Origin of the sequence: Kribbella polygonati (genome assembly GCF_050320105.1) — a bacterium.
Lineage (GTDB): Bacteria > Actinomycetota > Actinomycetes > Propionibacteriales > Kribbellaceae > Kribbella.
The window spans coordinates 2,687,755-2,714,636 of sequence record NZ_CP190129.1 but is presented as its reverse complement, the minus strand read 5'-3'; the positions used below and the strand labels follow the sequence as shown (position 1 = coordinate 2,714,636).

The 26,882-nt window shown below is 69.9% G+C and carries 27 protein-coding genes; 14 read left to right on the top strand and 13 right to left on the bottom strand.

Annotated elements, in window-relative coordinates; translation table 11 throughout:
- Nucleotides 1–252: 252 nt before the first annotated feature.
- Nucleotides 253–1,047, top strand: a complete 795-nt coding sequence (locus ACQHIV_RS12985; RefSeq protein WP_427894033.1) for a hypothetical protein — start codon at nucleotides 253–255, stop codon at nucleotides 1,045–1,047.
- A gap of 3 nt (nucleotides 1,048–1,050) precedes the next feature.
- Here ACQHIV_RS12985 and ACQHIV_RS12980 read toward each other — a convergent pair whose 3' ends face one another.
- Nucleotides 1,051–2,565, bottom strand: a complete 1,515-nt coding sequence (locus ACQHIV_RS12980) for a PfkB family carbohydrate kinase (protein WP_427894031.1) — start codon at nucleotides 2,563–2,565, stop codon at nucleotides 1,051–1,053.
- A 109-nt stretch (nucleotides 2,566–2,674) separates the two neighbouring features.
- On the opposite strand from ACQHIV_RS12980, the gene ACQHIV_RS12975 reads away from it, so the two are divergent.
- Nucleotides 2,675–3,352, top strand: a complete 678-nt coding sequence (locus ACQHIV_RS12975; protein ID WP_427894029.1) for a methyltransferase domain-containing protein — start codon at nucleotides 2,675–2,677, stop codon at nucleotides 3,350–3,352.
- Between the two features lie 119 nt (nucleotides 3,353–3,471).
- Nucleotides 3,472–3,900 carry a DUF805 domain-containing protein gene (locus ACQHIV_RS12970; protein WP_427894027.1) on the top strand — a complete coding sequence of 143 codons (429 nt, stop codon included), beginning with the start codon at nucleotides 3,472–3,474 and terminating at the stop codon, nucleotides 3,898–3,900.
- Nucleotides 3,901–3,948: 48 nt separating this feature from the next.
- On the opposite strand, the gene ACQHIV_RS12965 is transcribed toward ACQHIV_RS12970, so the two are convergent.
- Genes ACQHIV_RS12965 through ACQHIV_RS12950 form a run of 4 tightly spaced genes read right to left on the bottom strand, consistent with a single transcriptional unit; the run spans nucleotide 3,949 to nucleotide 8,411 of the window.
- Entirely contained in the window at nucleotides 3,949–5,349 is a 1,401-nt protein-coding gene (locus tag ACQHIV_RS12965; protein ID WP_427894025.1) for a metallopeptidase TldD-related protein, read from the bottom strand.
- Complete coding sequence (locus tag ACQHIV_RS12960) at nucleotides 5,346–6,857, bottom strand: TldD/PmbA family protein (protein WP_427894023.1); 1,512 nt, start codon at nucleotides 6,855–6,857, stop codon at nucleotides 5,346–5,348. The genes ACQHIV_RS12965 and ACQHIV_RS12960 overlap by 4 nt, the downstream gene beginning before the upstream one ends.
- Nucleotides 6,858–6,867: 10 nt before the next feature.
- Nucleotides 6,868–7,560 carry a nucleotidyltransferase domain-containing protein gene (locus ACQHIV_RS12955; protein WP_427894021.1) on the bottom strand — a complete coding sequence of 231 codons (693 nt, stop codon included), beginning with the start codon at nucleotides 7,558–7,560 and terminating at the stop codon, nucleotides 6,868–6,870.
- Nucleotides 7,560–8,411 carry an alpha/beta fold hydrolase gene (locus ACQHIV_RS12950; RefSeq protein WP_427894019.1) on the bottom strand — a complete coding sequence of 284 codons (852 nt, stop codon included), beginning with the start codon at nucleotides 8,409–8,411 and terminating at the stop codon, nucleotides 7,560–7,562. The genes ACQHIV_RS12955 and ACQHIV_RS12950 overlap by 1 nt, the downstream gene beginning before the upstream one ends.
- Nucleotides 8,412–8,557: 146 nt before the next feature.
- Here ACQHIV_RS12950 and ACQHIV_RS12945 point away from each other — a divergent pair, with 146 nt between their 5' ends.
- Genes ACQHIV_RS12945 through ACQHIV_RS12925 form a run of 5 tightly spaced genes read left to right on the top strand, consistent with a single transcriptional unit; the run spans nucleotide 8,558 to nucleotide 14,138 of the window.
- On the top strand, nucleotides 8,558–9,487 hold the full coding sequence (locus ACQHIV_RS12945) for an ABC transporter permease (RefSeq protein WP_427894017.1): 930 nt from the start codon (nucleotides 8,558–8,560) through the stop codon (nucleotides 9,485–9,487).
- A complete protein-coding gene (locus ACQHIV_RS12940; RefSeq protein ID WP_427894015.1) occupies nucleotides 9,487–10,485 on the top strand; it encodes an ABC transporter permease in 999 nt (332 codons plus the stop codon). Before ACQHIV_RS12945 ends, ACQHIV_RS12940 begins: the two co-directional genes overlap by 1 nt.
- Nucleotides 10,478–11,476 carry an ABC transporter ATP-binding protein gene (locus ACQHIV_RS12935; protein WP_427894013.1) on the top strand — a complete coding sequence of 333 codons (999 nt, stop codon included), beginning with the start codon at nucleotides 10,478–10,480 and terminating at the stop codon, nucleotides 11,474–11,476. The genes ACQHIV_RS12940 and ACQHIV_RS12935 overlap by 8 nt, the downstream gene beginning before the upstream one ends.
- On the top strand, nucleotides 11,473–12,456 hold the full coding sequence (locus ACQHIV_RS12930) for an ABC transporter ATP-binding protein (RefSeq protein ID WP_427894011.1): 984 nt from the start codon (nucleotides 11,473–11,475) through the stop codon (nucleotides 12,454–12,456). Before ACQHIV_RS12935 ends, ACQHIV_RS12930 begins: the two co-directional genes overlap by 4 nt.
- Nucleotides 12,453–14,138, top strand: coding sequence for an ABC transporter substrate-binding protein (locus ACQHIV_RS12925; RefSeq protein ID WP_427894009.1), 1,686 nt, complete (start codon nucleotides 12,453–12,455; stop codon nucleotides 14,136–14,138). Before ACQHIV_RS12930 ends, ACQHIV_RS12925 begins: the two co-directional genes overlap by 4 nt.
- 1 nt (nucleotide 14,139) lies before the next feature.
- Here ACQHIV_RS12925 and ACQHIV_RS12920 read toward each other — a convergent pair whose 3' ends face one another.
- Nucleotides 14,140–14,631, bottom strand: coding sequence for an LNS2 domain-containing protein (locus tag ACQHIV_RS12920; RefSeq protein WP_427894007.1), 492 nt, complete (start codon nucleotides 14,629–14,631; stop codon nucleotides 14,140–14,142).
- Nucleotides 14,624–15,175, bottom strand: a complete 552-nt coding sequence (locus ACQHIV_RS12915; RefSeq protein WP_427894005.1) for a GNAT family N-acetyltransferase — start codon at nucleotides 15,173–15,175, stop codon at nucleotides 14,624–14,626. The genes ACQHIV_RS12920 and ACQHIV_RS12915 overlap by 8 nt, the downstream gene beginning before the upstream one ends.
- Nucleotides 15,176–15,270: 95 nt before the next feature.
- On the opposite strand from ACQHIV_RS12915, the gene ACQHIV_RS12910 reads away from it, so the two are divergent.
- Both ACQHIV_RS12910 and ACQHIV_RS12905 read left to right on the top strand, forming a co-directional pair.
- On the top strand, nucleotides 15,271–16,392 hold the full coding sequence (locus tag ACQHIV_RS12910) for a metallophosphoesterase family protein (protein ID WP_427894003.1): 1,122 nt from the start codon (nucleotides 15,271–15,273) through the stop codon (nucleotides 16,390–16,392).
- Nucleotides 16,389–19,133: an AAA family ATPase gene (locus ACQHIV_RS12905; protein WP_427894001.1), complete on the top strand. Its 2,745-nt coding sequence runs from the start codon at nucleotides 16,389–16,391 to the stop codon at nucleotides 19,131–19,133. The genes ACQHIV_RS12910 and ACQHIV_RS12905 overlap by 4 nt, the downstream gene beginning before the upstream one ends.
- Here ACQHIV_RS12905 and fdhD read toward each other — a convergent pair.
- On the bottom strand, nucleotides 19,117–19,950 hold the full coding sequence (fdhD, locus tag ACQHIV_RS12900) for a formate dehydrogenase accessory sulfurtransferase FdhD (RefSeq protein ID WP_427893999.1): 834 nt from the start codon (nucleotides 19,948–19,950) through the stop codon (nucleotides 19,117–19,119). The genes ACQHIV_RS12905 and fdhD overlap by 17 nt on opposite strands.
- The gene (locus tag ACQHIV_RS12895; protein WP_427893997.1) at nucleotides 19,947–20,927 is read right to left on the bottom strand and encodes a phosphotransferase; all 981 of its coding nucleotides are present in this window, start codon (nucleotides 20,925–20,927) and stop codon (nucleotides 19,947–19,949) included. The genes fdhD and ACQHIV_RS12895 overlap by 4 nt, the downstream gene beginning before the upstream one ends.
- A gap of 28 nt (nucleotides 20,928–20,955) precedes the next feature.
- Here ACQHIV_RS12895 and ACQHIV_RS12890 point away from each other — a divergent pair, with 28 nt between their 5' ends.
- Nucleotides 20,956–21,561 carry a trimeric intracellular cation channel family protein gene (locus ACQHIV_RS12890; RefSeq protein WP_427893995.1) on the top strand — a complete coding sequence of 202 codons (606 nt, stop codon included), beginning with the start codon at nucleotides 20,956–20,958 and terminating at the stop codon, nucleotides 21,559–21,561.
- Here ACQHIV_RS12890 and ACQHIV_RS12885 read toward each other — a convergent pair.
- Both ACQHIV_RS12885 and ACQHIV_RS12880 read right to left on the bottom strand, forming a co-directional pair.
- On the bottom strand, nucleotides 21,544–22,251 hold the full coding sequence (locus ACQHIV_RS12885; protein WP_427893994.1) for a MerR family transcriptional regulator: 708 nt from the start codon (nucleotides 22,249–22,251) through the stop codon (nucleotides 21,544–21,546). The two genes, ACQHIV_RS12890 and ACQHIV_RS12885, sit on opposite strands and share 18 nt — an antisense overlap.
- A gap of 40 nt (nucleotides 22,252–22,291) precedes the next feature.
- Nucleotides 22,292–23,491 carry an MFS transporter gene (locus ACQHIV_RS12880; RefSeq protein ID WP_427893992.1) on the bottom strand — a complete coding sequence of 400 codons (1,200 nt, stop codon included), beginning with the start codon at nucleotides 23,489–23,491 and terminating at the stop codon, nucleotides 22,292–22,294.
- A 48-nt stretch (nucleotides 23,492–23,539) separates the two neighbouring features.
- Between ACQHIV_RS12880 and ACQHIV_RS12875 the strand changes: the two genes are divergently transcribed.
- The 3 genes from ACQHIV_RS12875 (at nucleotide 23,540) to ACQHIV_RS12865 (ending at nucleotide 25,999) form a co-directional block, all read left to right on the top strand.
- A complete protein-coding gene (locus tag ACQHIV_RS12875) occupies nucleotides 23,540–24,613 on the top strand; it encodes a ferrochelatase (RefSeq protein WP_427893990.1) in 1,074 nt (357 codons plus the stop codon).
- Nucleotides 24,610–25,404 carry an inositol monophosphatase family protein gene (locus ACQHIV_RS12870; protein ID WP_427893988.1) on the top strand — a complete coding sequence of 265 codons (795 nt, stop codon included), beginning with the start codon at nucleotides 24,610–24,612 and terminating at the stop codon, nucleotides 25,402–25,404. Before ACQHIV_RS12875 ends, ACQHIV_RS12870 begins: the two co-directional genes overlap by 4 nt.
- Nucleotides 25,405–25,699: 295 nt before the next feature.
- The gene (locus ACQHIV_RS12865; protein WP_130379292.1) at nucleotides 25,700–25,999 is read left to right on the top strand and encodes a DUF4193 domain-containing protein; all 300 of its coding nucleotides are present in this window, start codon (nucleotides 25,700–25,702) and stop codon (nucleotides 25,997–25,999) included.
- Nucleotides 26,000–26,076: 77 nt separating this feature from the next.
- Here the strand turns inward: ACQHIV_RS12865 and ACQHIV_RS12860 are convergent, their stop codons facing one another.
- Together ACQHIV_RS12860 and ACQHIV_RS12855 are read right to left on the bottom strand one after the other, a co-directional pair.
- Nucleotides 26,077–26,376 carry a DUF4235 domain-containing protein gene (locus ACQHIV_RS12860; protein ID WP_427893985.1) on the bottom strand — a complete coding sequence of 100 codons (300 nt, stop codon included), beginning with the start codon at nucleotides 26,374–26,376 and terminating at the stop codon, nucleotides 26,077–26,079.
- A 30-nt stretch (nucleotides 26,377–26,406) separates the two neighbouring features.
- The gene (locus tag ACQHIV_RS12855) at nucleotides 26,407–26,862 is read right to left on the bottom strand and encodes a DUF3093 domain-containing protein (protein WP_427893983.1); all 456 of its coding nucleotides are present in this window, start codon (nucleotides 26,860–26,862) and stop codon (nucleotides 26,407–26,409) included.
- Nucleotides 26,863–26,882 lie beyond the last annotated feature (20 nt).

Here is a 26,882-nt window from a genome sequence, read left to right as displayed (position 1 = left end):
GCCAATGACGCATTCCAGGTTTTGCGCACAGCGGTTTTGGCGGCCGCCGAATTCAAGGTCCTGCCAGTTGGCACGGCGGTGCTGCCAAGTGGCACGCCACCGGTTGCCAACACGCCAAAAGATGCGGGTTTGAAAGTTGTCGGCGGGTGGCCGGGATCCGCTAGCATCCGATCCGTGCAGAAAGCTGCTGCTTTTCGAATTAGCGCTGCGGAATCCACCGATCGGCTGCTGGCCCTGGGCAGGCTGTGGGGCGTGGACCGGCGTGCCCTCGCGGTCCGGACCCGCCTGCACCTGCCGTGCTACGCCGACGCCGCCGGTCAGGTGAGTTACCGGGAGGCCGTGACCGTTGTCGTCAGCAACGCCGCGCGGCTGCGCAAGGACCAGCGCGCGGTGCGCGACCTGATCCCGCGGCGCGAGTACACGCTCCCGGATCTCGAGTTCCGGCAGGTCGGCGAGGACGCCGACCGTGTCTTCGGGAGCATGCACTACCTCCGCAATGCCAGACGGGGTTCACTCAACTTCGCCCTGGTCGACAAGAACACCGGTACGCCGTTGACCCTGTGTAGTGCGTCGCCGCTGGAGTGGCAGCGGGTCGCGGACCAGTTGTTGCTGCAGTTCGGCGTACCGCAGGAGTCGGTGTGGGACCTGTCGCGGGTCTACTCGTTCGACGGGGCACCACCGAACGCGGTGTCGTACCTGCTGGCGCAGGTGCGCAAGTACTTCCAGAAGCGCGGCGGGGTCGAGCTGCTGACCACGGCCGTCGACCCGAACCTCGGCTTCACCGGGTCGAGCTACCTGGCGTCGAACTGGCAGCAGTGGATGACGGTGCGGGCACGGCCGTACCTGTACTACAAGCGCAAGTACATGAGCATTCGCGAGATGCGCGCGAGCTTCCCGGCGATCCGCAGTATCGACGAACTGTGCGCCGCCGACCGCAACGCGACCAGGAGCTTTGCCGAACTGCACGACTCGCTGATCTTCTGCTGCCGGATCCGCGGCGCGACCGAACGTGTGCAGCCTGCGGACCAGCACCGCATCCTGCGCTGACGGCTACTGCTGGATCCCTTCCAGCAGGTCGTCGATCCGGCGTCGCGTGGGCAGGGAGTTGCGGCGCGGGAAGTCCGAAGCGGCACAGGACATCGCGGCGGTCGCCCAGCGGCCGACGTCCTCGGAGAACGTGTTCTCGGTGTCGATGAGCTGGGCCGCGAGCGCCGCGCAGAAGGCGTCGCGGGCGACCGACGACTCCTTGTAGATCGCCGGCGGGGCAGCGATCCGCAGTACGTCGCGCATCGGGCGCGAGTACGCGTTGCAGCCGCCGCGCATCAGCAGGCACAGTGTTTTCACGCCGTACGCGAGCAGCGTGCGGGCCACGGAGTCCGGGTCGAACGGGACGTCCTGCCGCGCGAACGACTCCAGCTCCCACGCGTGCGCGACCAGGTAGTCGATCTGTGCGAGCGTCTCCGCCGAGACCTCGTCGTCGTTGTACGGCTGCCCCGGAGTGACGATCACGACCGGCCGGCGAGCAGTGCCGTCGTGGACCAGGGCGAGGGTGTCCTCCAACGTGTCGCGAGGAACCTCGAAGGTCATCAGGAGCGCGTCGGAGTCCAGCAGTTCGTCACGGTGTGGCGAGACGTCGCCGAAGTCGAGGTGGATCTGCTTCTCGTTGCGCCAGTTCACCGCGATGCTGTCGCCGAGCTGCTGCTGGAAGACGCCGGTGAACGGGGTCTCCGCGTTGGGCACCCGTTTCAGCAGCGACGTGTCCACGTGTTCCTTCTCGAGGTACTCGACGATCTGGTCGCCGAAACGATCGTTGCCGACCGCGGCGATCAGCGACGTCCGCAGTCCGAGCCGCGCTGCCGCCACGGCTTGCGTCAGCCCCTTGCCGCCGGGGGAGAGGCTGAAGCCGAGCGCCTCGATCGACGTCTCCGGCGCCGGCAGATGCTTTGTCCGGAAGGTCGCGTCCATGACGGCGCCCCCGATCACCACGACCCGGCCAGGTGACAGCTGGTCCACGGGCGACGCGGCATCGGTACTGGCCACGTTCTTCGCGCCGACGGAGTACATGTCACGGCGCGTGAGTTGATAGGCAAGCTCCCGCAGTACGGCGAGTTCCGTCGTACCGCGGAGGTAGCGGTCGCTCGGGGCCGCGATCGGGTTTACGGCCAGGGCCGCATGCAGCGGGTGCCAGTGGTCCAGCAGAGTCTCGCGACGGCGGCCCAGCGCCAGGTTGTAGAGCGCCCGGGTGATGTGCGCGTCGATGCCGGCACTGATCAGGCTCTGGCCGAGGACACCGAGAGCGAGGACGGCGTCCGCGACGATCTGCTGGGACTCGTAGAGGTCCTCGCGGACGCAGTCGCGGACCAGGGCGACTGCCGCGTCAGGCAGGTCGAGCTCGTGGACGTTCGCGTAGCGACGGGTCGCGGCCAGGGCCAGCAGCGGTGCGGAGACTCCGGTCCGGTCGGCGCGGAGCCGATCGGCGGTCAGCCCACCGTGCGTCCGAAGCTTCTCGAGCGCGGTGGCGAGCACCCGCACCTTTTCCGACTGCTTGTCGCTTCCGTCCAGCATTCCCCTCCACCCGACTTCCGTCCGACGGGACCATTATGCGGGTTGTGACGTAGGCTGGCGCGGTCTGTCGATCGGCCAGGTCGGTGGGACGACCACGGGGAGCACGGGGATGCATACTGGGAATTCTGGGAATGTCGAGCTTGCGAGGGCTCAGCAGGAGCGGTGGGACGCGGCGTACGCGCGGACGGCGGAGTTGCACGGGGTGGAGCCGTCGGCGGCGGTGCGGCGGGCGGTGGAGTTGTTCGGGGCGGCGGGGATCGTCGACGTGCTGGAGCTGGGGGCGGGGCACGGGCGGGACGCGCTTTTCCTGGCCAGGCACGGGTTCAGCGTGCATGCGACCGACTTCAGTGAGACGGCGCTCGACCAGTTGCGGCACGCGGCGCAGCGGGAGGGGCTCGACGACCGGGTGACGGCGGCGCTGCACGACGTACGGGATCCGCTGCCGCCGGCCGACGGAGGAGTGAACGCGGTGTTCGCGAATCTGCTGCTGAACATGGCGTTCTCGCCGTCCGAGCTGCGGGCGCTGGTCGCCGAGATCCACCGGGTGCTCTGCCCGGGCGGGGTTTTCGTGTACGCCGTCTGGTCCGCGGACGACCCGTGCGCGCGGGACTGGCAGCCACTGGAGAACGGGCTGTCGGGGCACGACGGGTTCGCCGGGCGGTTCTTCGACAAGGAACTCGTCGGTGAACTCGCGGAGAACTGGAGCCTCGACGAGGTCACGCCGTACCAGGAGGGGCAGCGGCTGATGCTGCGCGTCACGATGACGAAAGCCGCGCCCGAAAGCTGAAGCCGGCTCTAGGTCTCAGATTGCAGTGTGATCACCAAAGCGAAAAGCCGGATTGACGTTCCCGGCGGGTTCCGACAGGCTTCTGACCCGCGTGTCACCTTCGACCATCGGAGATAGCAATGCAGTGGTACATCGACGTCCTCAAGAAGTACACCGTGTTCGACGGGCGCGCCCGTCGCAAGGAGTACTGGATGTTCGTGCTGTTCAACGTGATCGCCTCGATCATCCTGTCGATCCTGGACCGGATCCTCGGTCTGGACTTCGGCGGCAAGGGCACCTCGTCAGGCTGGCTGTCGACGATCTACAGCCTGGCCGTCCTGCTGCCGTCGATCGCGGTGGCGGTCCGGCGGATGCACGACACCAACCGTTCGGGCTGGTGGATCCTGATCAACCTGATTCCGTGTGTCGGGTTCATCTGGTTCATCGTGCTGGCCGCGGGCGAGGGCACCGCGGGGCAGAACCAGTACGGACCGGACCCGAAGGCGGCCGAGCGGTTCGGCGGGCCGGGGCAGGCGGGGCCGGCCGAGCCGGGTTACCCGACGGTCTGAACGCAGTACGACAGAACGCCCCGCCGGCCGGCGGGGCGTTCTGTCGTTCTAGCTGGCCTGGCTGACGCTGGACATGTTGTAGTCCGGGATCAGCAGCGGCGGTGTCGCGGTCCGGGAGAAGTAGTCGCCCCATTCGCGGGAGAACGACGGTACGGTCGCGCCGGCCGCGGTGAAGCGGGCCAGCAGGTCGACCGGGCTCTCGTTGAACCGGAAGTTGTTGACCGCGCCGGTGACCTCGCCGTTCTCGACCAGGTAGACACCGTCGCGGGTCAGGCCGGTGAGCAGCAGCGTCTGCGGCTCGACGACCCGGATGTACCACAGGCAGGTCAGCAGCAGGCCGTGGTCGAGGCCGGCCACCAGGTCGTCGGTGGTCCCGCTCGCGCCGTCGACCGAGAGCACGTAGTTGTCGATGCCGGGCGTGGCCGTCGGTACGTCGATCAGGTCCGCGGTGTAGCGGCTGGTCATCAGGTGCTCGAGCTTCCCGCCGCGGATCCAGTCCGTCGCCGCGAGTGTGAGGCCGTTGTCGAACACGCTCGACGAGCCGCCCGACGACCGGGCCACCGCGAACGCGAACGCCTCGAGCCCCGCGAGCGCCGGGTCCGAGTGCAGGTTCACCGGCTGCGACGACAGCGCGTCGCCGATCCGGGTCCCGCCGCCGGACTTCGAGAACACGGTCTGCCCGTCGAACGCGTCCCGGCCGTCGAGCTGCCAGTACAGGTACGTCATCAGGTCCGCGACCGCGGCCGGCGGCAGGATCGTCGGGTGCCGCCCGGCGTCGACCGACACGGTCCGCCCGGCCCAGCCGAGGCGTCGGGTCAGCTCGGTGTCCAGCGCGAGCGCGTCGACGTCGGTGAAGTCACGGGTCGCCGTACCGACCCAGGCCGAATGGGCGTCGACCTTCCCGGTCGAGGACACGTAGCCGCGCGGGAGTGCCTGGCGCAGCCGCAGGCCCGTGGAGGATCCGACGTACAGCGTGACGACCTCGTGGTTCGCGAACCCGAACAACCGGCGCTTCTCCACGGCCGCTTGCTTCAGCGACTCCCCGAGCGACGGTGCGAACTTCTCGTAGACGGAGACCGACGTCTCCTCCGGCTCGAGCTCCCAGCCCGCGGACACCGAGCCGTCGACGAGCGACCGCGCGTCCTCCGCCGGCCCTGCGGCCCGGGCGGTGGCGATCGCGGCGGAGACGATCTCGCGGAGCGTGTCCTCGGTGACCGACGAGCGGCCGATGACGCCGGCCGCCGTACCCTCGCCGGAGCCGACCGTGGCGATCACCGTCACGCTCGATCCGCGCATCGCGCCGTTCGTGGTCAGGGTGTTGTTCGCCCAGCGCAGGTTCGTGCTGGAGGTCTCGGCGACGAGTACGACGCAGCCGTCGGCGCCCTCGGCCGCCGCCAGGGCCAGGCCCCGCTCGACGGTGTCCTGCGGGGTGAGCTGTACGGCGGTCACCGGCCGGCCTCCTGGGTGGTGTTGAGAATGCGGACTCCGCGGAACAGGGCGGACGGGCAGCCGTGGCTGACCGCGCCGGACTGCGAAGGCTCGGCCTTGCCGCAGTTCAGCGCGCCGCCGAGGACGTACGTCTGCGGGCCGCCGACCGCCTCCATCGAGCCCCAGAAGTCGGTGGTGGTGGCCTGGTACGCGACGTCGCGGAGCTGGCCGTCGAGCTTGCCGCCGGTGATCTTGTAGAACCGCTGGCCGGTGAACTGGAAGTTGTACCGCTGCATGTCGATCGACCAGGACTTGTCGCCGACGATGTAGATCCCGTTCTCGATCCGGCTGATCAGCTCCTCGGTGGACGGGCCGTCCGCGGCGGGCTGCAGCGACACGTTCGCCATTCGCTGGATCGGGATGTGGCCGGACGAGTCGGCGTACGCGCAGCCGTTCGAGCGCGGCGTACCGAGGACGTCCTCGTTCTTCTTCGCCATCCGGCGGTCCACCTGGTAGCCGACCAGGATGCCGTCCTTGACCAGGTCCCACTGCTGGCCGGCGACGCCCTCGTCGTCGTACCCGACGGTGGACAGGCCGTTCTCCACGATGCGGTCGCCGGTCACGTGCATGACCGGGGACCCGTACTTCAGCGTGCCGAGCTGATCGAGGGTGGCGAAGCTGGTGCCCGCGTAGTTCGCCTCGTAGCCGAGGGCGCGGTCCAGTTCGGTCGCGTGGCCGATCGACTCGTGGATCGTCAGCCACAGGTTCGACGGGTCGATGACCACGTCGTACGTCCCGGCCTCGACGCTCGGCGCGGCCAGCTTCTCGGCCAGCCAGCCGGGGATCCGGGCCAGCTCGTCGTCCCAGTTCCAGCCGGTGCCGGTCATGTACTCCCAGCCGCGGCCGGCCGGCGGAGCGGTGGACGACATCGAGTCGAACCGGTCCTCGGCGACGCCGTGCGCGGTGAGGTGCGGGCCGATCCGGACCCGTTGCTGGGTGTACGACGTGCCGGCGGTGTTCGCGTAGTACTTGCACTCGTGGATCGTGGCGACGTGGACGCTGACGTGCGCGACACCGTCGGCCTTCAGCAGGCGGTCGCTGTAGTCGGTGAGCAGCGCGACCTTGTCCGCCCGCGGGACGGTGAACGGGTCGATCTCGTACGACGAGATCCAGGTGACGTCGTCGTACACCGGCTCGTCCGCGAGCTCGATCGTCTCCGCGTTGATCGGGCGGGACACCTGCGCCATGTTCACGGCCTGCTCGGCGACCACCACGGCCTCGTCCACCGTGAGCGCGACCCCCGCCGCGAACCCCCAGGTCCCGTCGTGGATCACCCGCACCGCGAGGCCGAGGTCCTCGTCGTCCTTGGCGCTCTCCAGCACGCTGTCGCGCAGGGAGATGGACTCCGACCGGATCCTCTCCAACCGGAACTCGGCGAAGGACGCACCCAGGTCGCGAGCACGTTGCAGGGCGGCCGCGGCCAGCTCCTGCCGGGGAAGAGCGAGGAACGCTGCGTCGATATCAGGCACAAGCTCGACCCTATACACCGATCGGAGCGGCCAGTTCGAAACCGGCGAACAGCCGCCCACCGTGCGCACCGAGGATCCGGTCCACCACCCCTACCAACCGCGAGTCGTCAGCCCGCACACCTTCCAGCAAAGCGACGGCGAAGTCGGTGCCATGCGCACTGTCATAAGCCGCCACCTCCCGCAACAGCCCCTTGCTGGTGCCGGCCCAATGCCCTGAGCCCGTCAGCAGCAGACGGGCCGCCTCCTGCCACAGCACGGTCGCGACCGCCAGCCGCACGTCACCGACCGCACCCGCGAAGTCCTCCAGCAGGTCGGTGATCGTGTAGCGCAACAGACTGAGCTCATCCGCCGACAACGGCTGAGGCCCCGCAGCCACCTCGGCCAGGTACTCCTTCTGCAGTCGCGCACCCGTCCCATCGGTGTCCAGCAGTACGACGGACTCGCCGACGAGCCGCATCATGGTCGGCTGGCGCCGGGCCTGGTCCTTGTCGGCGAAGTACCGCAGCGACTTCTCCGTGTGCACGAACAGCTCGACAGGCCATCCGCCGTACTCGAGCGACTTCCGCAGCACCGGGCCGTCCTGCAGCACCGTGATGTCGAGGTCGGACGTCGGGCTCGCGTCGCCTCGCACCACGCTGCCGCCGAGCCAGGCGGCGCGGGCGTCGGGGTACAGCTCCAGTACGAGGTCGCGCGCGATGTCCATCAGGACAGTGTCAGCCACCTGAGGAGTTCGCGGTACGCATTTGCCGGTGGGATGTGGCCGCCTACGTAGAACCGCCGTTCGGCGCCAGGGACGGCGGCCATCAGGTGGTCGGCGTACTTGCTTGCTCGGTCGTCGGCCGAGCCGTGCCACAGGCTCACGGGGACCGAGATGTCGCCGAGGTCGAACCCCCACGGCTTGGCGAAGGCGATCAGGTCGTCTTCCCACCCGTCGTGGCTGGTGACGAAGGTGGCGGCGAGCCGCGCCATCGCAGCCGTGTCCTCACGTGCCGGCGGCCCGGGCTCGGCACCCGGGTCCGGCGGGATCTCAGGGCCGCCTGCTTCGACCGCGCCCATGATCGTGCGGGCAGCTTCCTCCATACCCGGCCGTAGGTCACCGTGGAGCGCCTTCCACGAGGTGCGGTTGCGGCGCGGGTCGGCCGTTTCCTCGTCCTCGGTCGGCTCGGGACCGTCGACGATCGGCGGCGAGATGCTCCCGGTCACCGCACACCGCGTGACCCGCTCCGGCAGCAACGCGGCACACGCCAACGCATGCGGCCCACCTCCGGACCCGCCGGTGACCGCGAACCGTTCCCACCCCAGTTCGTCCGCCAGCGCCACCACATCCGGTACGACGGACGCGACCGTACGCCCGCGCTGCCGCGTCGACCCGCCGTACCCGGGCCGGTCCGCCTGCACCAGCCGTACGCCGGAGGCCTCGATGGCCTCGACCGCGTCCGGCCGCTTCCACCGCGTACTCGGCGAACCGCCGAACGAGATCGCGGGCACCCCGCCCTCGGTGCCGTAGATGTTGTAGAGCACGATCCGGTCATCGACCCGCAGCAAACCTTCCACGCAGCGGAGCGTAACCGTCGGGCAGCAGCTAACCGAAGTCACAGTTTCCGACTCGACATTCTCGGGATTCGAGATGCGGTGATCGTGGTGGGAGGATGCGGCCTAGGTTTTGTCGGCTGTAACTATCTGACCTGTCGGGAGTGCTTGTGAGTACCTCGGTGGCCGGGGCCGTATCGCCCACCCGGCAAGCGATGCGCCGGGCGCGGCGCGACCGGAGCGCGCGCGTCGGGTTCGCCCTGGTGCTGCTGCTGATCCTGATCGCCGCCGCCGCGCCGTTGCTGGTCCGGCTGGCCGGTCAGGACGCGACGACGTACCACATCGACCTGCTCGACCCGGCCCGCGGCAACGCGCCGCGGGGCGCGGCCGGTGGGATGAGCGGGACGCACTGGTTCGGGGTGGAGCCGCTGACCGGCCGGGACCTGTTCTCGATCGTCGTGCTCGGTCTGCGGACGTCGCTGGTGATCGCGATCACGGTCACGCTGATCACGACCGTGGCCGGCACCCTGCTCGGGATCAGCGCGGCGTACTTCGGCGGCTGGTACGACGCGATCGTGTCCCGGCTGCTGGACTTCCTGTTCGGGTTCCCGCAGCTCGTCTTCATGATTGCCCTGGGCATCATTGTCCCGGCGAAGGTGTCCCGCACGCTGCTGCTGATCGGCGTCCTCAGTGTCTTCGGCTGGGCCGGCCTGGCGCGGCTGATCCGGAACCAGGCCCGCTCGCTGGTCACCCGCGAGTTCGTCGAGGCGGCCCGCAGCGTCGGCTCGACCGGCTGGATGGTGATCACCCGTGAGCTGCTGCCGAACCTGCTCGGCCCGGTGCTGGTGATCGCCACGCTGGCGATCCCCGGGTACGTCGGTGCGGAGGCGGCGCTGTCCTTCCTCGGTGTCGGCGTACCACCGCCGACACCGAGTCTCGGCCGCTCGATCTCGGACTCGATCGCCTGGGTGTACACCGGCGCGGACCCGTGGTTCCTGCTGTTCCCGGGCGCGATGCTGTTCATCGCGGTGCTCGGCTTCACGTTGCTCGGTGACGGCGTCCGCGACGCGTTCGACGTACGGCTGCGGAGGACGAACTGATGCCCGGCCTCCTGTGGTTCGTGGTCCGCCGGCTGTTCGCCGCGTTGCTCGTGATGCTGGCGCTCAGCCTGGCCGTCTACCTGGTCTTCTACGCGATCCCGGCCGACCCGGCGCACCTGGCGTGTGGCAAGCCCTGTACGCCGGACCGCCTGGCACAGGCGCGGCACTTCATGCAGTTCGACCAGAGCACGCTGCAGCAGTACCTGAACTTCCTGAAGGGGATCTTCGCCGGCCGTACGTTCGGTGACGGCGCGGCCGCCGTGCACTGCGACGCGCCGTGCTTCGGGTACTCGTTCCCGCTCGGCCGTCCGGTGACCACGCTGATCCTGGACCGGCTGCCGATCACGGCCTCGATCGCGCTCGGTGCCGCCGTACTGTGGCTGCTGCTCGGCGTCTCGCTGGGCGTGGTCGCCGCGCTGAACCGGGGCCGCATCCTCGACCGGCTGTCGGTCGGTGTCGCGCTGCTCGGGGTCTCGACGCCGTCGTTCCTGCTCGGCCTGCTGGCGATCCTGGTGTTCGGGTTCTGGCTGAACATGGTCCCGGTCAGCGGGTACGTCCCGCTCACCGAGAGCCCGGTCGACTGGGCGTGGCACCTGGTCACGCCGTGGATCGTGCTCGCGATCCTGAACGCGGCGTCGTACATCCGGCTGACCCGGTCGCAGATGCTCGAGGAGCTGAACCTCGACTACATCACCACGGCCCGCGCGAAGGGCGCCGGAGAACGGCGCGTGGTGATCACCCACGGTCTGCGCGGGGTCCTGGTGCCGGTGGTCACGCTGTTCGGGCTCGACCTCGGCAGCCTGCTCGGCGGTGCGATCCTGACCGAGAAGGTGTTCAGCATGCAGGGTCTCGGCGACCTGCTGATCAGCGCCGTCGGCCAGCTGGACGTGGCCGTGGTCGTCGGCGTCACGTTGTTCTCGGCGTTCCTGATCATCCTCGCGAACCTGGTGGTGGACATAGTGCACGGTGTGCTCGACCCGAGGGTGAGCCATGGCTGAGCCAGTACTCGAAGTACACGACCTGCACGTCACGTTCGCGACCGAGAACGGCCCGGTACCTGCCGTGGACGGGATCGACTTCGCGGTCGCGCCGGGCGAGACGCTCGCGATCGTGGGGGAGTCCGGCTCCGGGAAGAGCGTCAGCTCGGCCGCGGTGATGGGCCTGCTGCCGTCGAACGCCGACGTCACCGGCGAGGTGCTGCTCGACGGCCGCGAGCTGACCGGCCTGCCGAACGACGACCTGCGCAAGATCCGCGGCAACGACATCGCGATGGTCTTCCAGGACGCGCTCTCGGCCCTCAACCCGTACTACAGCGTCGGCTGGCAGGTCGCCGAGGCGTACCGGCTGCACCACGGCGTCTCGAAGAAGGTGGCCCGGGTCCGGGCCGTCGAGATGCTCGACAAGGTCGGCATCCCGGACGCGGCGCGCCGGGCGGAGAGCTACCCGCACGAGTTCTCCGGGGGAATGCGGCAGCGGGTCGTGATCGCTATGGCTCTGGTGAACGACCCGAGAGTGCTGATCGCCGACGAGCCCACGACCGCACTCGACGTCACCGTGCAGGCACAGATCATGCGCCTGCTCGACGACGTCCAGGAGGAGTTCGGTACGGCGCTTGTGCTGATCTCGCACGACCTGGGCGTAGTCGCGGAGGTCGCCGACGACGTGCTCGTCATGTACGCCGGTCGCGCGGCCGAGCGCGGTACCGTCCGGGACATCTTCTTCCGGGCCGCCCACCCGTACACGCTCGGTCTGCTCGGGGCGATGCCGCGGGTCGACGTACCGCCGAAGCCGCGGCTGACCACGATCCCCGGCAGCCCGCCCACGCCGGGTTCGATCACGACCGGCTGCCCGTTCCAGCCGCGCTGCGCGTACACGCATCTCGTGGGGGAGCGGTGCATCACCGAGCGCCCCGAGCTGACGCCCCGCCCGGGCGAGGGCGATCACGAGGCCGCGTGCCACCTGGGCAAGCGTCCCGAGGTGATCTCATGACCGACCTGCTCAACCTCAAGGACGTCCGGAAGTACTTCGGTCTCCGCGGCGTGCCCTGGCAGAAGGCACAGGCCGTCCGCGCGGTCGACGGCGTGAACCTCGTCGTACGTCAGGGCGAGACCGTCGGCCTGGTCGGCGAGTCCGGCTCCGGCAAGTCCACGCTCGCCCGGGTCGCGACCCGGCTGCTCGACCCGACCGCGGGCCGGGTGGAGATCGGCGGCAAGGACGTCACCCGGGTCAAGGGCCGCCGGCTGCGGCCGATCCGCCGCCAGATCCAGATGGTGTTCCAGGACCCACAGGCCTCGCTGAACCCGCGGCAGTCGGTCGGCACGATCCTCAGTACGCCGTTCCGCGCGCAAGGCATCCGCCCGTCCCGGACCCAGTTGGTCGAGCTGCTCGAGCAGGTCGGGCTGTCCGAGCAGCACCTGGAGCGGTACCCGCACGAGTTCTCCGGCGGGCAACGGCAGCGGATCGGGATTGCCCGCGCGCTGTCGGTGAAGCCTGACCTGCTGGTCTGCGACGAGCCGGTGTCCGCGCTCGACGTGTCCGTGCAGGCGCAGGTGCTGAACCTGCTCGCGGACCTGCGCGACGAGCTCGGCCTGTCGTACGTGCTGGTCGCCCACGACCTGGCCGTCGTACGGCAGGTGGCCGACCGGATCGCGGTCATGTACCTCGGCACGATCGTCGAGGAAGGCCCCGCGGCGGAGGTGTACGAGTCGCCCGCGCATCCGTACACGAAGGCACTGCTGTCCGCCGTACCGGTGCCCGAACCGGGCGTGGTGCGGGACCGGATCGTGCTGACCGGCGACGTACCGACGCCCATCGACCCGCCGTCGGGATGTCCGTTCCGGACCCGCTGTTACAAGGCCGAGGACGTCTGCGCGACGAAACGACCGGTGCTCGAGCCAGTCGAAGGCTCCGTCGACCACCGGGCCGCCTGCTACTTCCCTGAACCCCCCACCTCTGAGAGGACACAATGAAACGCATCTCCCGTGCAGTGGCGGTAGCCGCTGTGCTGGCGCTGGCGGCCGCGGCCTGCAACGCCAACAACAAGTCGGCTCCGGCCGGTGGCAGTACGGCCGCCGCGGAGCCCGGCGGCACCTTCCACATCCTCAGCACCAGCAAGGAGATCAGCTACGACCCGGCCAAGAGCCAGAACCTGGGGATCAGCGGCATCCACCTGGTGCTGCGTGGCCTGACGTCGTGGAAGACGGACCCGAACAAGGCCACCGAACTGGTGCCGGACCTGGCCACCGACACCGGTCAGGTGAGCGGCGACGGCAAGACCTGGACCTACAAGCTGAAGCCGGGCCTCAAGTACTCCGACGGCTCGCCGATCGTTGCCGCCGACATCAAGTACGGCGTGGAGCGGTCGTTCGCGCCGGAGCTGTCCGGCGGCCTCGGGTACCACAAGTCGCTGCTGGTCGGCGGCGACAAGTACACCGGCCCGTACAAGGGCGGCGACCTCGCGTCGATCGAGACACCCGACGACACGACGATCATCTTCAAGCTGAACAAGCCGTACGGCGACTGGCCGTGGATCGTCAGCATGCCCGCGTTCGCGCCGGTCCCGAAGAAGGCCGACACGGACCCGGCGCACTACGGCGAGAAGCCGGTCGCCAGCGGCCCGTACCAGGTGCAGTCGTACACACCGGGCTCGAAGCTCGTCCTGGTCCGGAACCCGCACTGGGACAAGTCGACCGACCCGGCGCGCACCGGCCTGCCGGACTCGATCGTCACCGACATGGGCCTGCAGCCGGACGTCGTGAACCAGCGCCTGATCGCCGACGCCGGCGACGACAAGTTCGCCGCCACCACCGGTACGTCGGTCCCGGCCGCGCTGATCCCGACGATCAACGGCAACCCCGCGGTCAAGTCCCGCGTCGCCACCTCGCCGTCCGGTGCGCTGGCGTACCTGGCGATGAACACGAAGCGCCCCGCGCTGGCGAATCCCGCCGTCCGCAAGGCGATCGAGTACGCCGTCGACAAGCAGGCCGTGCAGGTCGCGGTCGGTGGACCGGACTACGGCGGGGAGATCGCGTCGACCCTGATCACGCCGGGCATGGACGGCTACACCAAGTACGACCTGTACCAGGCGCCGCCGGCCGGTGATCCCGACAAGGCCAAGCAGATGCTGCAGGCCGCGGGCGTCAGCAACCTGAACCTCGTGCTGGCTGCCGACAACACGTCGAGCGGCGTGATCGGCGTGGGCGTCGCGCAGGCGATCCAGCAGGGGCTGAAGCGGGCCGGGATCAACGTCACGATCAAGCCGATGGACAACACCCCGCTGACCGACCTGATCACCGGGAACAAGGCCGACTTCGACCTGACCGTGTCCAGTTGGCTGCCGGACTTCCCGTCCGCGATCGGCAACATCCAGCCGCTGTTCGCGTCCTCGGAGATCGGCAACGGCGGGTACAACATCTCCCGCTACTCCAACCCTGCCGTCGACTCCGCGATCGCCGCTGCCACCGGCGAGTCGGACCGGACGAAGGCGGCCGGAATGTGGGGCGCGGTCGACAAGCAGATCATGCAGGACGCACCGATCGTTCCGTTGATCTACGCCCGGAACGCGTTCCTGCACGGCTCGAAGGTGCAGAACTTCTACCTGTCGTCGTACCCGCCGTACGCGAACACCTTGATCATCGGGCTGAGCAAGTAGCTCAGGTACGTCCTTCGGACTCCTGAGCGTCGAAGAGGGTCGGCTGGGACTCGGGATCGAGTCCCCAGTCGGCCCTCATGACGGCGTAGCCGGCCTTCTTGGCGGCGGCGATCACCTTGACGTCGTCGTCGACCAGGACCGCGACCGGCCGCTGCTCGGCGAGGCGTTTCAGCCGGCCGAGCTTCATCAGCATCGACGGCCGGCGGTCGGTGTTGCCGCGCATGTAGACCTTGCCGTCCGGGAAGCCGTTGTCCCGCAGCCACGTCTCGGTGTCCCGCCGGATCCGCTCCGGGCGGCCGGTCAGGTACACGATCACGTGGTCCGCTGCGAGCGTCGTCGCGACCGCGAGCCCCTCGTCGAGCACCGCGTCGTCCTTCGCGTGCACGAAGAACGAGTCCCAGTCCTTCGGCTTCTGCTCGATGAAGTGGATCCGCTTGCTGGTGTCGGACAACGTCGCGTCGATGTCGAGGACGGCGTACGGGCGATCATCCATGGTGTCCAGCTTCCCAGGTCGCGCGGTCGACGGCGTACAGCACCTCGCCGAACTCGGTGCCGGGGAGCGGGTCGTCGAAGTGCACGTGGAAGACCTTCTCGAAGCGGAGACCGCAGCGGCGCATCACGTTGCGCGAGCGGTGGTTGACCGCCATCGTGTCCGCCTCGACACGCGTCATCCCGAGCTCCGTGAACGCGCGGGCGATCAGCGCCGTCGTGCCCTCGGTCGCGTACCCCTTGCCCCAGGCGGTCCGCAGCAGCCGGTACCCGACGCCGACGGTGGCCGGATCCGCGGTCGGCTGCATCCCGAACCACCCGACGAACCCGTCCCCGTCCGCGGCCGCGAAGGTCCCGAGCTCCGGGTGCTCGGCGTACACCTTGAGAATCCCCGGCAGTACGACGTTCTCCACCTCGGCCCGCGGCGTCGGCTCGCCGGTCAGGAACCGCATCACCTCCGGATCCGCGTCGAGCTCCACCAGCAGCCCGGCATCCGCCGGCGTGAACCGCCGCAGCCGCAGCCGCTCGGTCTCCAGGTACGCAGTCACCCCTGGATCGTAGTGTCCGGAGTGTGGGCGGTGTGGGGCGATCCTGTGTGTTGACTGTGCGACTGTCGGTGGCTCGGGTTAGCGTTCTACCCGCAATGGACTCGATCACGTTTCTGCACAGCTCGGACTGGCAGCTGGGGATGATGCGCCGGTTCCTGGGGCCGGACGGCCAGGCCCGGTGGGGTCAGGCACGGCTGGATGCTGTCGCGCGGATCGGCGAGGTGGCCGAACGCACCGGCGCGGCGTTCGTGGTCGTCACCGGGGACGTGTTCGAGCACAACCAGGTCGAGCGCCAGACCATCCTGCGCGCCTGCGAGGCCCTCAAACGGATCCCGGTCCCGGTGGTCCTGCTCCCGGGCAACCACGACGCGCTCGAACCAGGCTCCCTCTGGACGTCGAGCCAGTGGCTCGCGCACGCCCCGGACCACGTCACGGTACTGACCGAAACGACGCCGTTCCGGATCCTCCCCGGCGTGGAGATCGTCGGCGCGCCGTGGCGTTCCCGCCGCCCGCTGTCCGACCCCGCCGCCCCGGCGTACGCCGACCTCACACCGGACCCCGGCACCACCCGGATCCTGCTCGCCCACGGGCAGCTGACCAGCCTGTCCGGCGGGATGTCCGAAGTACCGCCGATCGACCAGACCGCCCTGGAGGCCGCCGTCGCCGACGGCCGCCTGCAGTACGTCGGACTCGGCGACCGGCACTCGACGACGCGTGTGACGGACCGGATCTGGTTCTCCGGCACGCAGGAGGTCACGTCCCCGGAAGAGGACGCGCCGGGCAACGTCCTGAAGGTCACCATCGGCGAGGGCATCGAGGTCGAGCCGATCCGCGTCGGCGCCTGGCACATGGTCGACCACCGGGTCGAACTGTTCGACGAGGAGTCGATCACCGCCCTCGAGGACTGGTTCGCGGAGCTCCCCGACAAGGAGCGCTCGTACGTGCGTCTCGCCGGCGACGGCTCGCTGTCGCTCCCGCTGCTGGCCCGTCTGGACAGCATCATCGACGCCCAGGGCGAGGTGTTCGCGAGCGTCGAGCGGTGGGTGAAGTTCTGGACGGTCCGGCCCGCGCCGGACGCCGCGGACCTGGAGTCGCTGCAGTTGAGCGGCCCGGCCCGGGCCGCGATGGAGGAGCTACGGCAGGCCCTGGCCGGCGGTGACGAGGGCGCCGGTGCGGCGCTCTCGCTGATGCACCGATTGGCGCGGGACGCGGGATGAGGCTGCACAGCTTGGCGCTACGGGACTTCCGTGGCGTCAAGGACCGTATTGTCCGGTTCCGCGCGCTCGGCACGACCGTCGTGGTCGGCGACAACGAGGTCGGCAAGTCCAGCCTGGTCGAGGCTTTCGGGCTGGTCTTCGACCTGCCCGACGACTCGAAGTCGACCCGGATCCGGGACATCCAGCCCGCCGGCCAGGACGTCGGCCCGGAGGTGACGGTCGAGCTCAGCCTCGGCGGCCGCGAGCTGACGTACGCCAAGCGCTGGCTGAAGAACCGTTCCACCGAGCTGACCATCGTCGAGCCGGACGGCCGCCGCCGGTCCTGGACCGGGCGCGAGGCGCACAACGAGGCCGAGCGGCTGTTCCACGAGAACGTCGACCCCGTGCTCTGGCAGACCTTGATGGTCAGCCAGGGCCAGTCGTTGGTGCTGCCAACACCGGCCGATGCCGAACCGCTGATCACCGCGGTCACGGCCGAATCCGGTACGCCGGTCGACGGTGCGTCGATGCCGCTGGTGTCCGCGGTCGAGCACGAGTACCTGCGCTACTGGACCCCGCGCGGCAAGCCGACCGGCGACTTCGCCCGCTCCGCGAAGGCGGTCGCCGCCGCCGAACTCGCGGCCAGGCAGGCGCTGCAGGCGATGGACGAGGTGCAGTCGGACATCCGCCGCGCCGAGCGCCTCAACCTCGACCTGGAGGATGTGTCGGGCCGGCTGACCGACCACCTGACGGGCGTCGAGGCGCTGCGCGAACGCAAGCAGGCGACCGACGAGATCCTGCTCCGCCGCGACTCGGTCAGGTCCCGCGCCGAGACCGCGCGGGCCCGGCTGGAGAACCACACCCGCACCCGCCTCGACCGCGAGCGGCTGCTCGAAGAGGTCGAGCGGTTCACCAAGTTCGAGGCCGAGCACGCCGCCCGCCGGTCCGACGCGGAGCTGGTCGCCAAGACGGCGGCCGAGCTGGTCCAGGCCGCGGAGGTCGCCCTCGCGGAGGTCGTGGAGCTCAAGGACGTCCGCCGTACCGAGGTCCAGGCGGCCGAGCGCCGGGTGTCGGAGCTGATGGACCGGGCCGAGCTGGACCGGCTGATCGGTCAGCAGACCGAGCTGGTCGACGTCCGCGCGCGGATCGCCGCGGCCGGCACGATCCTGGACCGGATCAAGGTCGACGACGCACTCGTGGCCGCGCTCGAGGACGCCCGCGCGGCGCTGGTCGAGGCCCGCGCGGCGCTCGCGGCCGGCGTCCCCGAGGTGACCGTACGGCGGCTCGGCGCGGAGCCGGTCGAGCTGTCCGGGACCGGCCTGGAGGGCGACGTACCGGCGGACCTCGGGTTCGACGAGTCGACCGAGCTGCTGGTGTCCGGCGAGCTGGTCGTCGGCGTGCCGGGGCAGGTCGAGGTGACCGTCCGCGCCGGTGGCGAGGCGGCCACGCTGCGCTCGCGGGTGGACGACGCCGTACGCCGGGAGAAGGACCTGCTGAAGAAGGCCGGCGTGAAGGACGTCGCCGCGGCGCGGGAGCTGCTGCGGAAGGCGGACACGGCGGCGGCCGAGCTGCACGAGGCCCGCCGGACCGAGAAGTCGCTGACGGCGGGTGGCGACCCGGGCGAGCGGATCGCCGTACTGACGGCGCGGCTGGGGACGGCCGACGAGGAGTCCGGCAGCAAGCAGCCCGCGGTCGAGGGTGTGCCCGGACAGATGTCGCTGTTCGAGGAGTTCGCCTCGCCGCACGACACGCTGTTCGACGGCTTCGAGGTGGACGAGCCCGAGCCGGACGATCTCGCGGGTGCACAGCGGGCGCTGGAGACCGCCCGGGACGGACTCGGAGAAGCGGAGCGGCTGCTCGCCGACGCGGAGTTCGCCGCGGCCCAAGCGCGGAAGGCCGCGGACGAGGACCGCTCCGAGGCGCAGAACGCGCGTGCCCGGTCGGAGCTTGCCGCCGAACGCCTGGCCGCGGCGCTCGAATCGCTGGAAGCCGCCCGGGCCGTTCTCGACGACGAGTCCGTCGGCACGGCGGAAACCGAGGCGACCGCCGAAGTCGAGGCAGTGCTCGAAGAACTGACCGCCGTCCAGGAGCAGGCCGACGCGGCCGGAGCCGACCAGGTGGCCGACGAACTGGCCGCCGCCCTGGAGGTCGCGAAGCGTCTCCAGGACGAGCGCGACCGGCTGCGCGACGCCTTGCGTACGACGGAGGGCCGCCTGGAGCAGTCCGGCCGAGACGGGCTGGCGACGCGTCGCGACCTGGCCGAGCTGGAGCTCTCCGCCGTCCGCACCGAGTACGAGAGCCTGCTCCGCCGCGCCGACGCGGCGCAACGGGTGTACGAGACGCTCAGCCGGCACCGGGCCGCCGCACAGACCAAGTACTCCGAGCCGTTGCAGAGCCGGATCGAGGCGCTCGGCCGGAGCGTCTACGGCCCGTCGTTCCGGGTCTGGCTGGACGACGACCTGGCGGTCGCGGAACGTGAGCTGGACGGCGTACGACTGCCCGTCGAGGCGCTGTCCACCGGTGCTCAGGAGCAGCTGGCGATCATCACGCGGCTCGCGATCAGCCACCTGGTGAGCACTGGCGAGGGCAGTGTGCCGGTGATCTTCGACGACGCGCTCGGCTGGTCCGACAAGGCCCGGCTGCGGGACATGGGCGCGTTGCTCGGCCGGGCCGGCGACCACGGCCAGGTGATCATCCTGACCTGCATGCCGGACCGCTACGAGTACGTCCCGAAGGCGACGTTCATCACGCTGGACGGATGATCCGCTCCGGCGCCGAGTAGACGACGCAGCGCTCGCCGCGCGCGAACCCGGCCAGCGTGATGCCGAACTGGCGGGCCAGGTCGACGGCCAGGCTGGACGGCGCACCGACCGCGACGATCATGCCGAGCCCGGCCGCGACCGCCTTCTGGACGATCTCGTACCCGGCGCGGCCGCTGACCGCGAGCACCAGTCCCTTACGGGAGTGCTGGTTCAGGACGGTCCAGCCGACCACCTTGTCGACGGCGTTGTGCCGGCCGATGTCCTCCTTCACCACGATCTTCCGGCCGTCCGTGGTGAACAGGCCCGCGGCGTGCAGCCCGCCGGTTCGGTTGAACATCGGCTGGCCCTCGCGGAGCAGGTCGGGCAGCCGCCGGACGACGTCCAACGGCACCTCGACCGGGTCGACCGGGTCGTACTGGCGTTCCGCGAGCTCGTCGAGGCTCTGCTGCCCGCACACCCCGCAGGCGGCCGAGGTGACGCCGTACCGCTGCGGCGGCTCGCGGTCCGGGGGACCGTCGAAGCTGATCGTAACGGTGTTGAACTGCTGCTCGCGGGTCAGCGTGACATCGGTGCAGTAGGCAACGGTCCGGATCGCGTCCGGGCGCACCGCGAACCCTTCGCCGAGACAGAACCCGGCGGCCAGCTCGAAGTCCGACCCCGGCGTCCGCATCGTCACCACCAGCGGCTCGGGCGGCCGGCCCGGCCATTCCAGCCGCAGCTCGAGCGGCTCCTCGGTGCTGACGATGTCCTCACGGCGCGACGTACGGTCGCCGTCGAGCACTTCGACCTTGAACCTGCTGGTGGGCGCCTTGGTCATACGTCTACGGTAGGCCACCCGCGCCGGACGGCGAGCCAGTCGAGGAACGTCCACGCGGACAGCCGCTGGTGCTCCCGCAGCGCCGGCGTACACCCGGGTGGCGGCGGGGCGTCGATGTTCTTCATCATGTACGCCGCGATGACGGCCACGAAGCAGTCGAGGTGATCCTCCGGCACACCGGCCGTGAGCGGACTGCGCGCGAGCGCGCCGAACGTGTCGATGCCCTGGTACTGCGCGACCGGCAGGAGACCGACCCAGTCCACCCAGCGCGGGCCGAGCGTCAGCCAGTTCCAGTCGACCGTCCAGCAGGTGCCGGAGCCGTCGATCAGCAGATTGTCCGGCCGCAGGTCGGAATGCGCCGCGGTGTCACCGACCAAAGCCTGCGGCACGAGCTGAACCAGCTCGACCAACTCGGGCAACACCTGAGGCACCCACGAAGGCAGCCCCGACGCCAACGCCCGCTCGCCGGCCAGCACCTGTGCCGGAACGCCCACGTCGTCACCCACGAGCTCGGCAAAGCTGTCCAGCCCTGTCAACAGACTCGGCCGCATCGCCTCGGCCGTCGCCTCACAGGCAGCAGTCACCAGCTCGAAGTCGGCCTCCGTCCACGGCGCCCCGGGCATCCGCCCGTCCACCCACTCGGCTGCCACCGCGAACCACCCGTCCGCGAGAGCCGTCCCGACAACAGCCGGCGCACGCACCACAGCGGGAAGCTGCGGAACCACCTCGGCCTCGCGCTGGTAAGCGCCGTACGCATGCAGGTCCTCAGGGGCCGCCTTGATGAACACCCGCCGTCCGTCCGCCAGCTGAGCCCGCGCCGCGAAGCCCCCGGTGAACCCGGACGACACCGGCGCAGCCACGTCGACGATCCGCTGCCCGAGTGTTTCGGCAAGTGCCTCGTGCAACGCCGACGGCAGCGAGCCCCACTCAGGGCGGGCAGAAGTGGTGGAGTAGTCGACCTCCGGGGCACGGTTCATGTAGACATTGTGGTTTAGCGTTCGGCTCATGGTGTTGCATGTGCTCGACCTGGTCGGGATCTTCGTGTTCGGGATCACCGGCGCACTGGTCGGCGTACGGAAGAGGCTCGACGTCTTCGGCATCCAGGTCCTCGCGCTCGTCACCGGTCTGGGCGGCGGATTCATCCGTGACGTGCTGATCGGCCAGACGCCGCCGGCGGCGCTCCGCGACTGGCGGTACCTGGTGGTCCCGATCGTGGCCGGCCTGATCACGTTCTTCCTCCATCCTGGGATCGGCCGCGTCGAGCGGCTGGTGAACATCTTCGACGCGGCAGGGCTTGCCCTGTTCTGTGTCACCGGTGCGCTGAAGGCGATCGACTTCGGCCTGTCCCCGATCTCGGCGGCCCTGCTCGGCATGCTGTCCGGCATCGGCGGGGGAGTGCTCCGGGACGTGCTCAGCGGCCGCGTCCCCGTCGTACTGCGGTCCGAGATCTACGCCACGCCCGCACTCCTCGGCGCGGGCATCGTCGTCATCGCGGCGTGGCTCGACTACCACGCGTTGTGGGTGCCGATCGTCGCCGCACTGACCTGCTTCGCGATCCGGCTGCTCGCCATCCGCCGGGGCTGGAACGCACCGTTACCCCGTAATCCGTAACGGCGGCGCCCACTCGTTGATCACGGCAACCAACTCGATGTAGCGGTCCCAGCGCTGGTCGACGTGCCGGCGGAGCGCGATCAGGCTGCTGCGATACTCCGGATCGGGGCGTAACGGGTCGTCGCCGGCCAGCGCGTGGTACCCGCTCGCGAGGTTGCGGATCGTCGTCCGGAAGCCCTCGTCGGCGATCAGCGTGGTCAGCTCGAGCCAGGCGGACACCTGCTCGGGAGTGGGGTCGTCGGGTAGGACAGGCGTGAGGTTCGCGTGGACGGCGGGCTCGACGCCGTGCAGCGTCGACTCGAGGAACTCGGTGATCAGTGCGCGGCGGTCCTGCGCGGTTTGCTCGGTCATCAGGTGAAGGTCCTCCAGGTGCGGGTGCTGGGCCAGGACCGTCAGCAGTGCGTGCTGCCGTTGCAGCGTGCGGAGCTGGATCGCGAGCGCGTCGGCGTGCGTGGCGGCGACCTCGGCGATCGAACGCTCCTGCCGGAGCACGGCGCTGATCGTCGGCAGGTCGAGGTCCAGCGCACGCAGCGTCCGGATCAGCCGCAGCCGGGCGACGGCGGTCTCGTCGTACCTCCGGTGGCCCGCCGAGGTCCGGTAGGACGCGAGCAGGCCGAGCTCGGAGTAGTGCCGCACGGTCTTCACCGAGACACCCCCGAGCCGGGCCAGCGCACCGATCGAATGGTCCATGCCAGACACTCAAACACCTCCCCTAACAGGAGATGCAAGCCTAGTTGTGGGCGAATCGTTCTTTCGGCCGGGCGAACGTGATCGAGACGCCCGCGACGATCGCGCACGCGATGCCGACCCCGAACGGGACCCAGTACGCGTTCGACGGCCCCCAGACGTCGACCGCGTGCCCGGCGGCCGCGTTGCCCGGCGCGACACCGAGCAGGATGCCGGTCACGGTCCAGGTGATCGCCTCGGTCAGCCGCTCCGGCGGCACCCACTCCTCGACGCACGCGGTGACCGCGACCATGGTCGGCGCGATCGTCATACCGCAGCAGAACAGCACCACGCCGAGCAGCGGGATGCTGTTGACCCAGGGGAGCGGTGCCAGCGTGATCGCCAGCGCGATCGTGCCGAGCAGCAGCCGCCGTTCGACCGGGGCGCGCCAGTGCACCGAGCCGTACCAGAGTCCCGCCAGCAGACTGCCGAACGCCCAGATCGCCAGCACGACACCGGCCAGGCCGGCCTTGCCCTTCTCGGTGGTGAACGCGACCGTGATCACCTCGGCGCCGCCGAGCGTCGCGCCGAGGCCGAGCCCGATCAGGCTGAGCAGCATGATCGACAGCCAGGGGAGCGGTGCCTGCTCGGCGCCGTTCGCCTTCCCGCGCCCGGGCGGATCGGACGCGCGCAGCATCGCCAGCCAGATCCCGCCCGCCAGCCCCAGTACGCCCGCCGCGGACAAGGCGGCGTACGGGCTGACCTGCGTCGCGAGCGTGGTGGCCAGGACCGGGCCGACGATGAAGACGACCTCGTCGCCCACCGCCTCCAGCGCGAATGCCGTCTGCAGGGCACGCCCGCGGCCGAGCAGGTGCGTCCAGCGTGCCCGGACGAACGACCCGACCTGCGGACGGGTGCCGCCGGCAACGAACGACAGCACGTACAGCACCCAGGTAGCCGCACCGGCACGGACGGCGACGAGCAGGCCGGCGAGGCCGACCGTACAGGCGACCGACCCGATCAGGATCAGCCCGCGCTGGCCGAACCGGTCGACCAGCCGGCCCTGGACCGGGCCGGTCAGCGCGCCGGCGATCACGGCCACGCCGGACACCGCGCCGGCCAGACCGTACGAGCCGCTCTCCTGGGCGATCAGGATGACGATTCCGAGGCCGATCATCGAGATCGGCATCCGCCCGAGGATGCCGGCCGCGAAGAACGCACCGGCGCCGGGGCGGCGCATGAGATGGATGTAAGGCTTGAGCATGAGAGACCGGGAGCAGCTTAGGTCATCGGCGTCTGAGAAGCTTGGAATATGTCGCCAGCTGCGCCTCCGTACGATGCTGTACTGCTGCTCTCGTTCGGCGGGCCCGAGAAGCCCGAGGACGTGCTCCCCTTCCTGCAGAACGTGACCCGCGGCCGCGGGATCCCGGACGAGCGGTTGAAGGAGGTCGGCGAGCACTACTACGCGTTCGGCGGCAAGAGCCCGATCAACGACCAGAACCGGGCGCTGCTGCAGGCGCTGCGGGAGTCGTTCGACGAGATCGGGCTGGACCTGCCGGTCTACTGGGGCAACCGCAACTGGGCGCCGTACCTGACCGACACGATGCGCGAGATGGCGGCCGACGGGGTCCGCCGGGCCGTGGTGATCGTCACGTCCGCGTATCCGTCGTACTCCGGCTGCCGGCAGTACCGGGAGAACCTGGAGGACGCCGCCCGGGAGATCCCGGACGCGCCGCGGATCGACAAGCTCCGGCACTACGCGAACCACCCGGGCTTCGTCGGGGCGTTCGTGGAGTCCACGGCCGAGGCGCTGAGCAAGCTCCCCGACGGTGCCGCGATCGCGTACGTGACGCACTCGATCCCGACCGCGATGAACGCCACCAGCGGCCCGGACGGCAACGGGTACGTCGACTGGCACAACGACGTCGCCGCCTCGATCACGGCGGAGCTGGAGCGCCGTACCGGACAGTCCCGCCGGACCGACCTGGTCTACTGCTCGCGGTCCGGGCCACCGCAGGTGCCGTGGCTGGAGCCGGACGTCAACGACCACCTCGAGGCGCTCGCCGCCGAGGGGCAGCCGGGCGTCGCCGTCGTACCGATCGGGTTCGTCAGCGACCACATGGAGGTCATCTACGACCTCGACACCGAGGCCGCGAAGACCGCCGAGAAGCTCGGCCTGCCGATGGCCCGGGCCGCGACCCCGGGAACCGACGAGAGGTTCGTCACGATGCTCCGCGACCTGGTGGTCGAGCGGGCCGCCGGCGAACGCGGCGAGGAACCGGACCGCCCGTGCGTCGGCAAGCTCGGTCCGGCCTGGGACGACTGCCGCCACGACTGCTGCCCAGCCCTGCGCCGACCTGTAAGCCGACCGAAGGACCACGCATGACCTCCCCGGAAGAGTTGCTGAAGCTCGCCGTCGACGTGGCGGAGGAGGCGGCGCGGATGATCGTCGAACGCCGCCGCGGCACGATCACCGTCGCGGACACGAAGAGCACGGTCACCGACGTGGTGACCGCGGTCGACCGCGAGTCCGAGGAGCTGATCCGCGCCCGGGTGCTGAAGGCCCGGCCGGACGACTCGTTCCTCGGCGAGGAGGGCGACGACGTGGTCGGCACCAGTGGGGTGCGCTGGGTCGTCGACCCGATCGACGGCACGGTCAACTACCTGTACGACCTCCCGACGTACGCCGTCTCGATCGCGGTCGAGCAGGACGGGAAGACGGTCGCCGGTGTAGTGGTGGACGCGCCGAAGGGCGAGGTGTTCACCGCGACGCTCGGTGGCGGCGCGTACGCCGACGGCAAGCCGATCCAGGTGTCCGGCGAGACCGACCTGGCGAAGGCGCTGGTCGGGACCGGCTTCGGGTACGACCCGGCGCGCCGGCAGGTGCAGGCCGAGGTGATCCAGCACCTGATCACCAAGGTCCGCGACATCCGCCGGATCGGGGTCGGCGCGATCGACCTGTGCTACGTGGCGTGCGGCCGGCTGGACGTGGTCTTCGAGCGCGGGCTGAACCCGTGGGACTACGGAGCGGGTGCGCTGATCGCGGCCGAGGCCGGAGCGGCCGTGGGCGGGCTCAACGGCGCTCCGGTGTCGCCCGAGATGTCGATCGCGGCCAGTCCGGCGCTCTTCGGGCCGTTCCACGACCTGCTGGCCGGCGCCGACCCGCTGCGCGCTTAGAGTCTCCTGAGTGCTCGTTTCTGCGCAGTACCGCGCACTAACGAGCATTCGTGTGTTCGGTCCTGACATTTGTTGCGACACGCGGGTCACACCATGGACCCAGTCGTGCATTGCGGACCTTTATAGGGCACAATCCCGTCCTCGGGAACGGTGATTGCCGGTCCCGGCCTGGCTGTCAAGGGTTTCGGGGGACGAAAGTTCAGCGCGGTGCTCCGACGCGGAATTTCTCGGCCGCTCCACCCGTTCAAGGGCTCAGCAGGCAACACCACGGGTACGAAGAGGGCAGGGAAACACCATGGCGACTGATTACGACGCCCCGCGCAAGACGGACGAGGACGCTTCCGAAGAGTCGATCGAGGAGCTCAAGACTCGGCGTCACGACAAGAACTCCGGCAAGGTCGACGAGGACGAGGCCGAGGCCGCGGAGAGCTTCGAGCTGCCCGGCGCGGACCTGAGCCACGAGGAGCTGGCGGTCCGGGTCCTCCCGCGCCAGGCCGACGAGTTCACCTGTTCGAGCTGCTTCCTGGTTCACCACCGCAGCCAGCTCGCCGAAACGAAGAACGGGCAGCTGATCTGCCGCGACTGCGCCGCCTGACGGGTCGCCCTTCTTCGTCTGCAAACATCAGCGGGACCGTTCCACGATCGTGGAACGGTCCCGCTGTGCTGTCCTGATCAGTCCTCGGTGATGCTCTTCCGCAGGGTGTCCTCGTCGTAGCCGGGCGGGGCGTAGCCGGTCGATTTCAGCCAGTACGCCGCCGCCCGCCGCTCCGCGAACAGCCGGGCTGCCGCGGCGGCCCCGGCGCTGACGGCGGCCCAGGTCGCGACCTCGGCGTACCCGCCCTGCCCGTTCTTCGGCGGTTTCCCGCCGGATCCCAGCTTCCAGGCCGTGCTGACCGCCTTGCTCGCGGCCAGGCCCACCACGATCGTGAACGCGGCCTGCACCAGCTTCCAGCCGATCTTCGCTCCGACCACTGCAAACCCTCCTCGTACGACTGCTGACAGTCAGGATCTTCCCACGCTGTGCCCACTCAGCGCGGCAGCAAGCCGATCGGGGTGCCGCGTGGCGATCAGCCAGTACGGCGCCGGGTCACCCGGGTCGGTGATCCGCACCCGGACGGCGCCCCGGATGTAGCTGCGCAGCACCAGGTACGCCTTCGGGTCGCAGTCCCGCCCGAACGCGTACCGCGCGGCGTCCCCGGTCAGCGCCTCGACGTCACCGAGGTACGACCGGTCGATCTCGGCCCGCCCGGCGCGGAGCTTCCGCGCGTCCACCTCGACCCGCGCCCCGCCGTACCGCACGAACCACGCCAGCAGCATCACCGCCGCGAGCCCGCCGACGATCGCCCCGGCGGGCGTTCCGGCCGGCACGGCGACGATCACGAACAGAGTGATCACGGTGGCGACGGCGATGATCCACCACGACACCGGCACCCGCAGACTCTCCCGATACGCATCCACGGGGACAAGGATAGGGTCGC

Excerpts from the sequence above, each read along its gene's own strand:
- ACQHIV_RS12935 (WP_427894013.1), top strand. The coding sequence starts at position 10,478 with ATGGCTGAGCCAGTACTCGAAGTACACGACCTGCACGTCACGTTCGCG.
- ACQHIV_RS12970 (WP_427894027.1), top strand. The coding sequence starts at position 3,472 with ATGCAGTGGTACATCGACGTCCTCAAGAAGTACACCGTGTTCGACGGG.
- ACQHIV_RS12910 (WP_427894003.1), top strand. The coding sequence starts at position 15,271 with ATGGACTCGATCACGTTTCTGCACAGCTCGGACTGGCAGCTGGGGATG.
- ACQHIV_RS12885 (WP_427893994.1), bottom strand. The coding sequence starts at position 22,251 with ATGGACCATTCGATCGGTGCGCTGGCCCGGCTCGGGGGTGTCTCGGTG.
- ACQHIV_RS12940 (WP_427894015.1), top strand. The coding sequence starts at position 9,487 with ATGCCCGGCCTCCTGTGGTTCGTGGTCCGCCGGCTGTTCGCCGCGTTG.
- ACQHIV_RS12955 (WP_427894021.1), bottom strand. The coding sequence starts at position 7,560 with ATGGACATCGCGCGCGACCTCGTACTGGAGCTGTACCCCGACGCCCGC.
- ACQHIV_RS12925 (WP_427894009.1), top strand. The coding sequence starts at position 12,453 with ATGAAACGCATCTCCCGTGCAGTGGCGGTAGCCGCTGTGCTGGCGCTG.
- ACQHIV_RS12905 (WP_427894001.1), top strand. The coding sequence starts at position 16,389 with ATGAGGCTGCACAGCTTGGCGCTACGGGACTTCCGTGGCGTCAAGGAC.
- ACQHIV_RS12930 (WP_427894011.1), top strand. The coding sequence starts at position 11,473 with ATGACCGACCTGCTCAACCTCAAGGACGTCCGGAAGTACTTCGGTCTC.
- ACQHIV_RS12920 (WP_427894007.1), bottom strand. The coding sequence starts at position 14,631 with ATGGATGATCGCCCGTACGCCGTCCTCGACATCGACGCGACGTTGTCC.
- ACQHIV_RS12880 (WP_427893992.1), bottom strand. The coding sequence starts at position 23,491 with ATGCTCAAGCCTTACATCCATCTCATGCGCCGCCCCGGCGCCGGTGCG.
- ACQHIV_RS12875 (WP_427893990.1), top strand. The coding sequence starts at position 23,540 with ATGTCGCCAGCTGCGCCTCCGTACGATGCTGTACTGCTGCTCTCGTTC.
- ACQHIV_RS12865 (WP_130379292.1), top strand. The coding sequence starts at position 25,700 with ATGGCGACTGATTACGACGCCCCGCGCAAGACGGACGAGGACGCTTCC.
- ACQHIV_RS12870 (WP_427893988.1), top strand. The coding sequence starts at position 24,610 with ATGACCTCCCCGGAAGAGTTGCTGAAGCTCGCCGTCGACGTGGCGGAG.
- ACQHIV_RS12980 (WP_427894031.1), bottom strand. The coding sequence starts at position 2,565 with ATGCTGGACGGAAGCGACAAGCAGTCGGAAAAGGTGCGGGTGCTCGCC.
- fdhD (WP_427893999.1), bottom strand. The coding sequence starts at position 19,950 with ATGACCAAGGCGCCCACCAGCAGGTTCAAGGTCGAAGTGCTCGACGGC.
- ACQHIV_RS12975 (WP_427894029.1), top strand. The coding sequence starts at position 2,675 with ATGCATACTGGGAATTCTGGGAATGTCGAGCTTGCGAGGGCTCAGCAG.
- ACQHIV_RS12895 (WP_427893997.1), bottom strand. The coding sequence starts at position 20,927 with ATGAACCGTGCCCCGGAGGTCGACTACTCCACCACTTCTGCCCGCCCT.
- ACQHIV_RS12890 (WP_427893995.1), top strand. The coding sequence starts at position 20,956 with ATGGTGTTGCATGTGCTCGACCTGGTCGGGATCTTCGTGTTCGGGATC.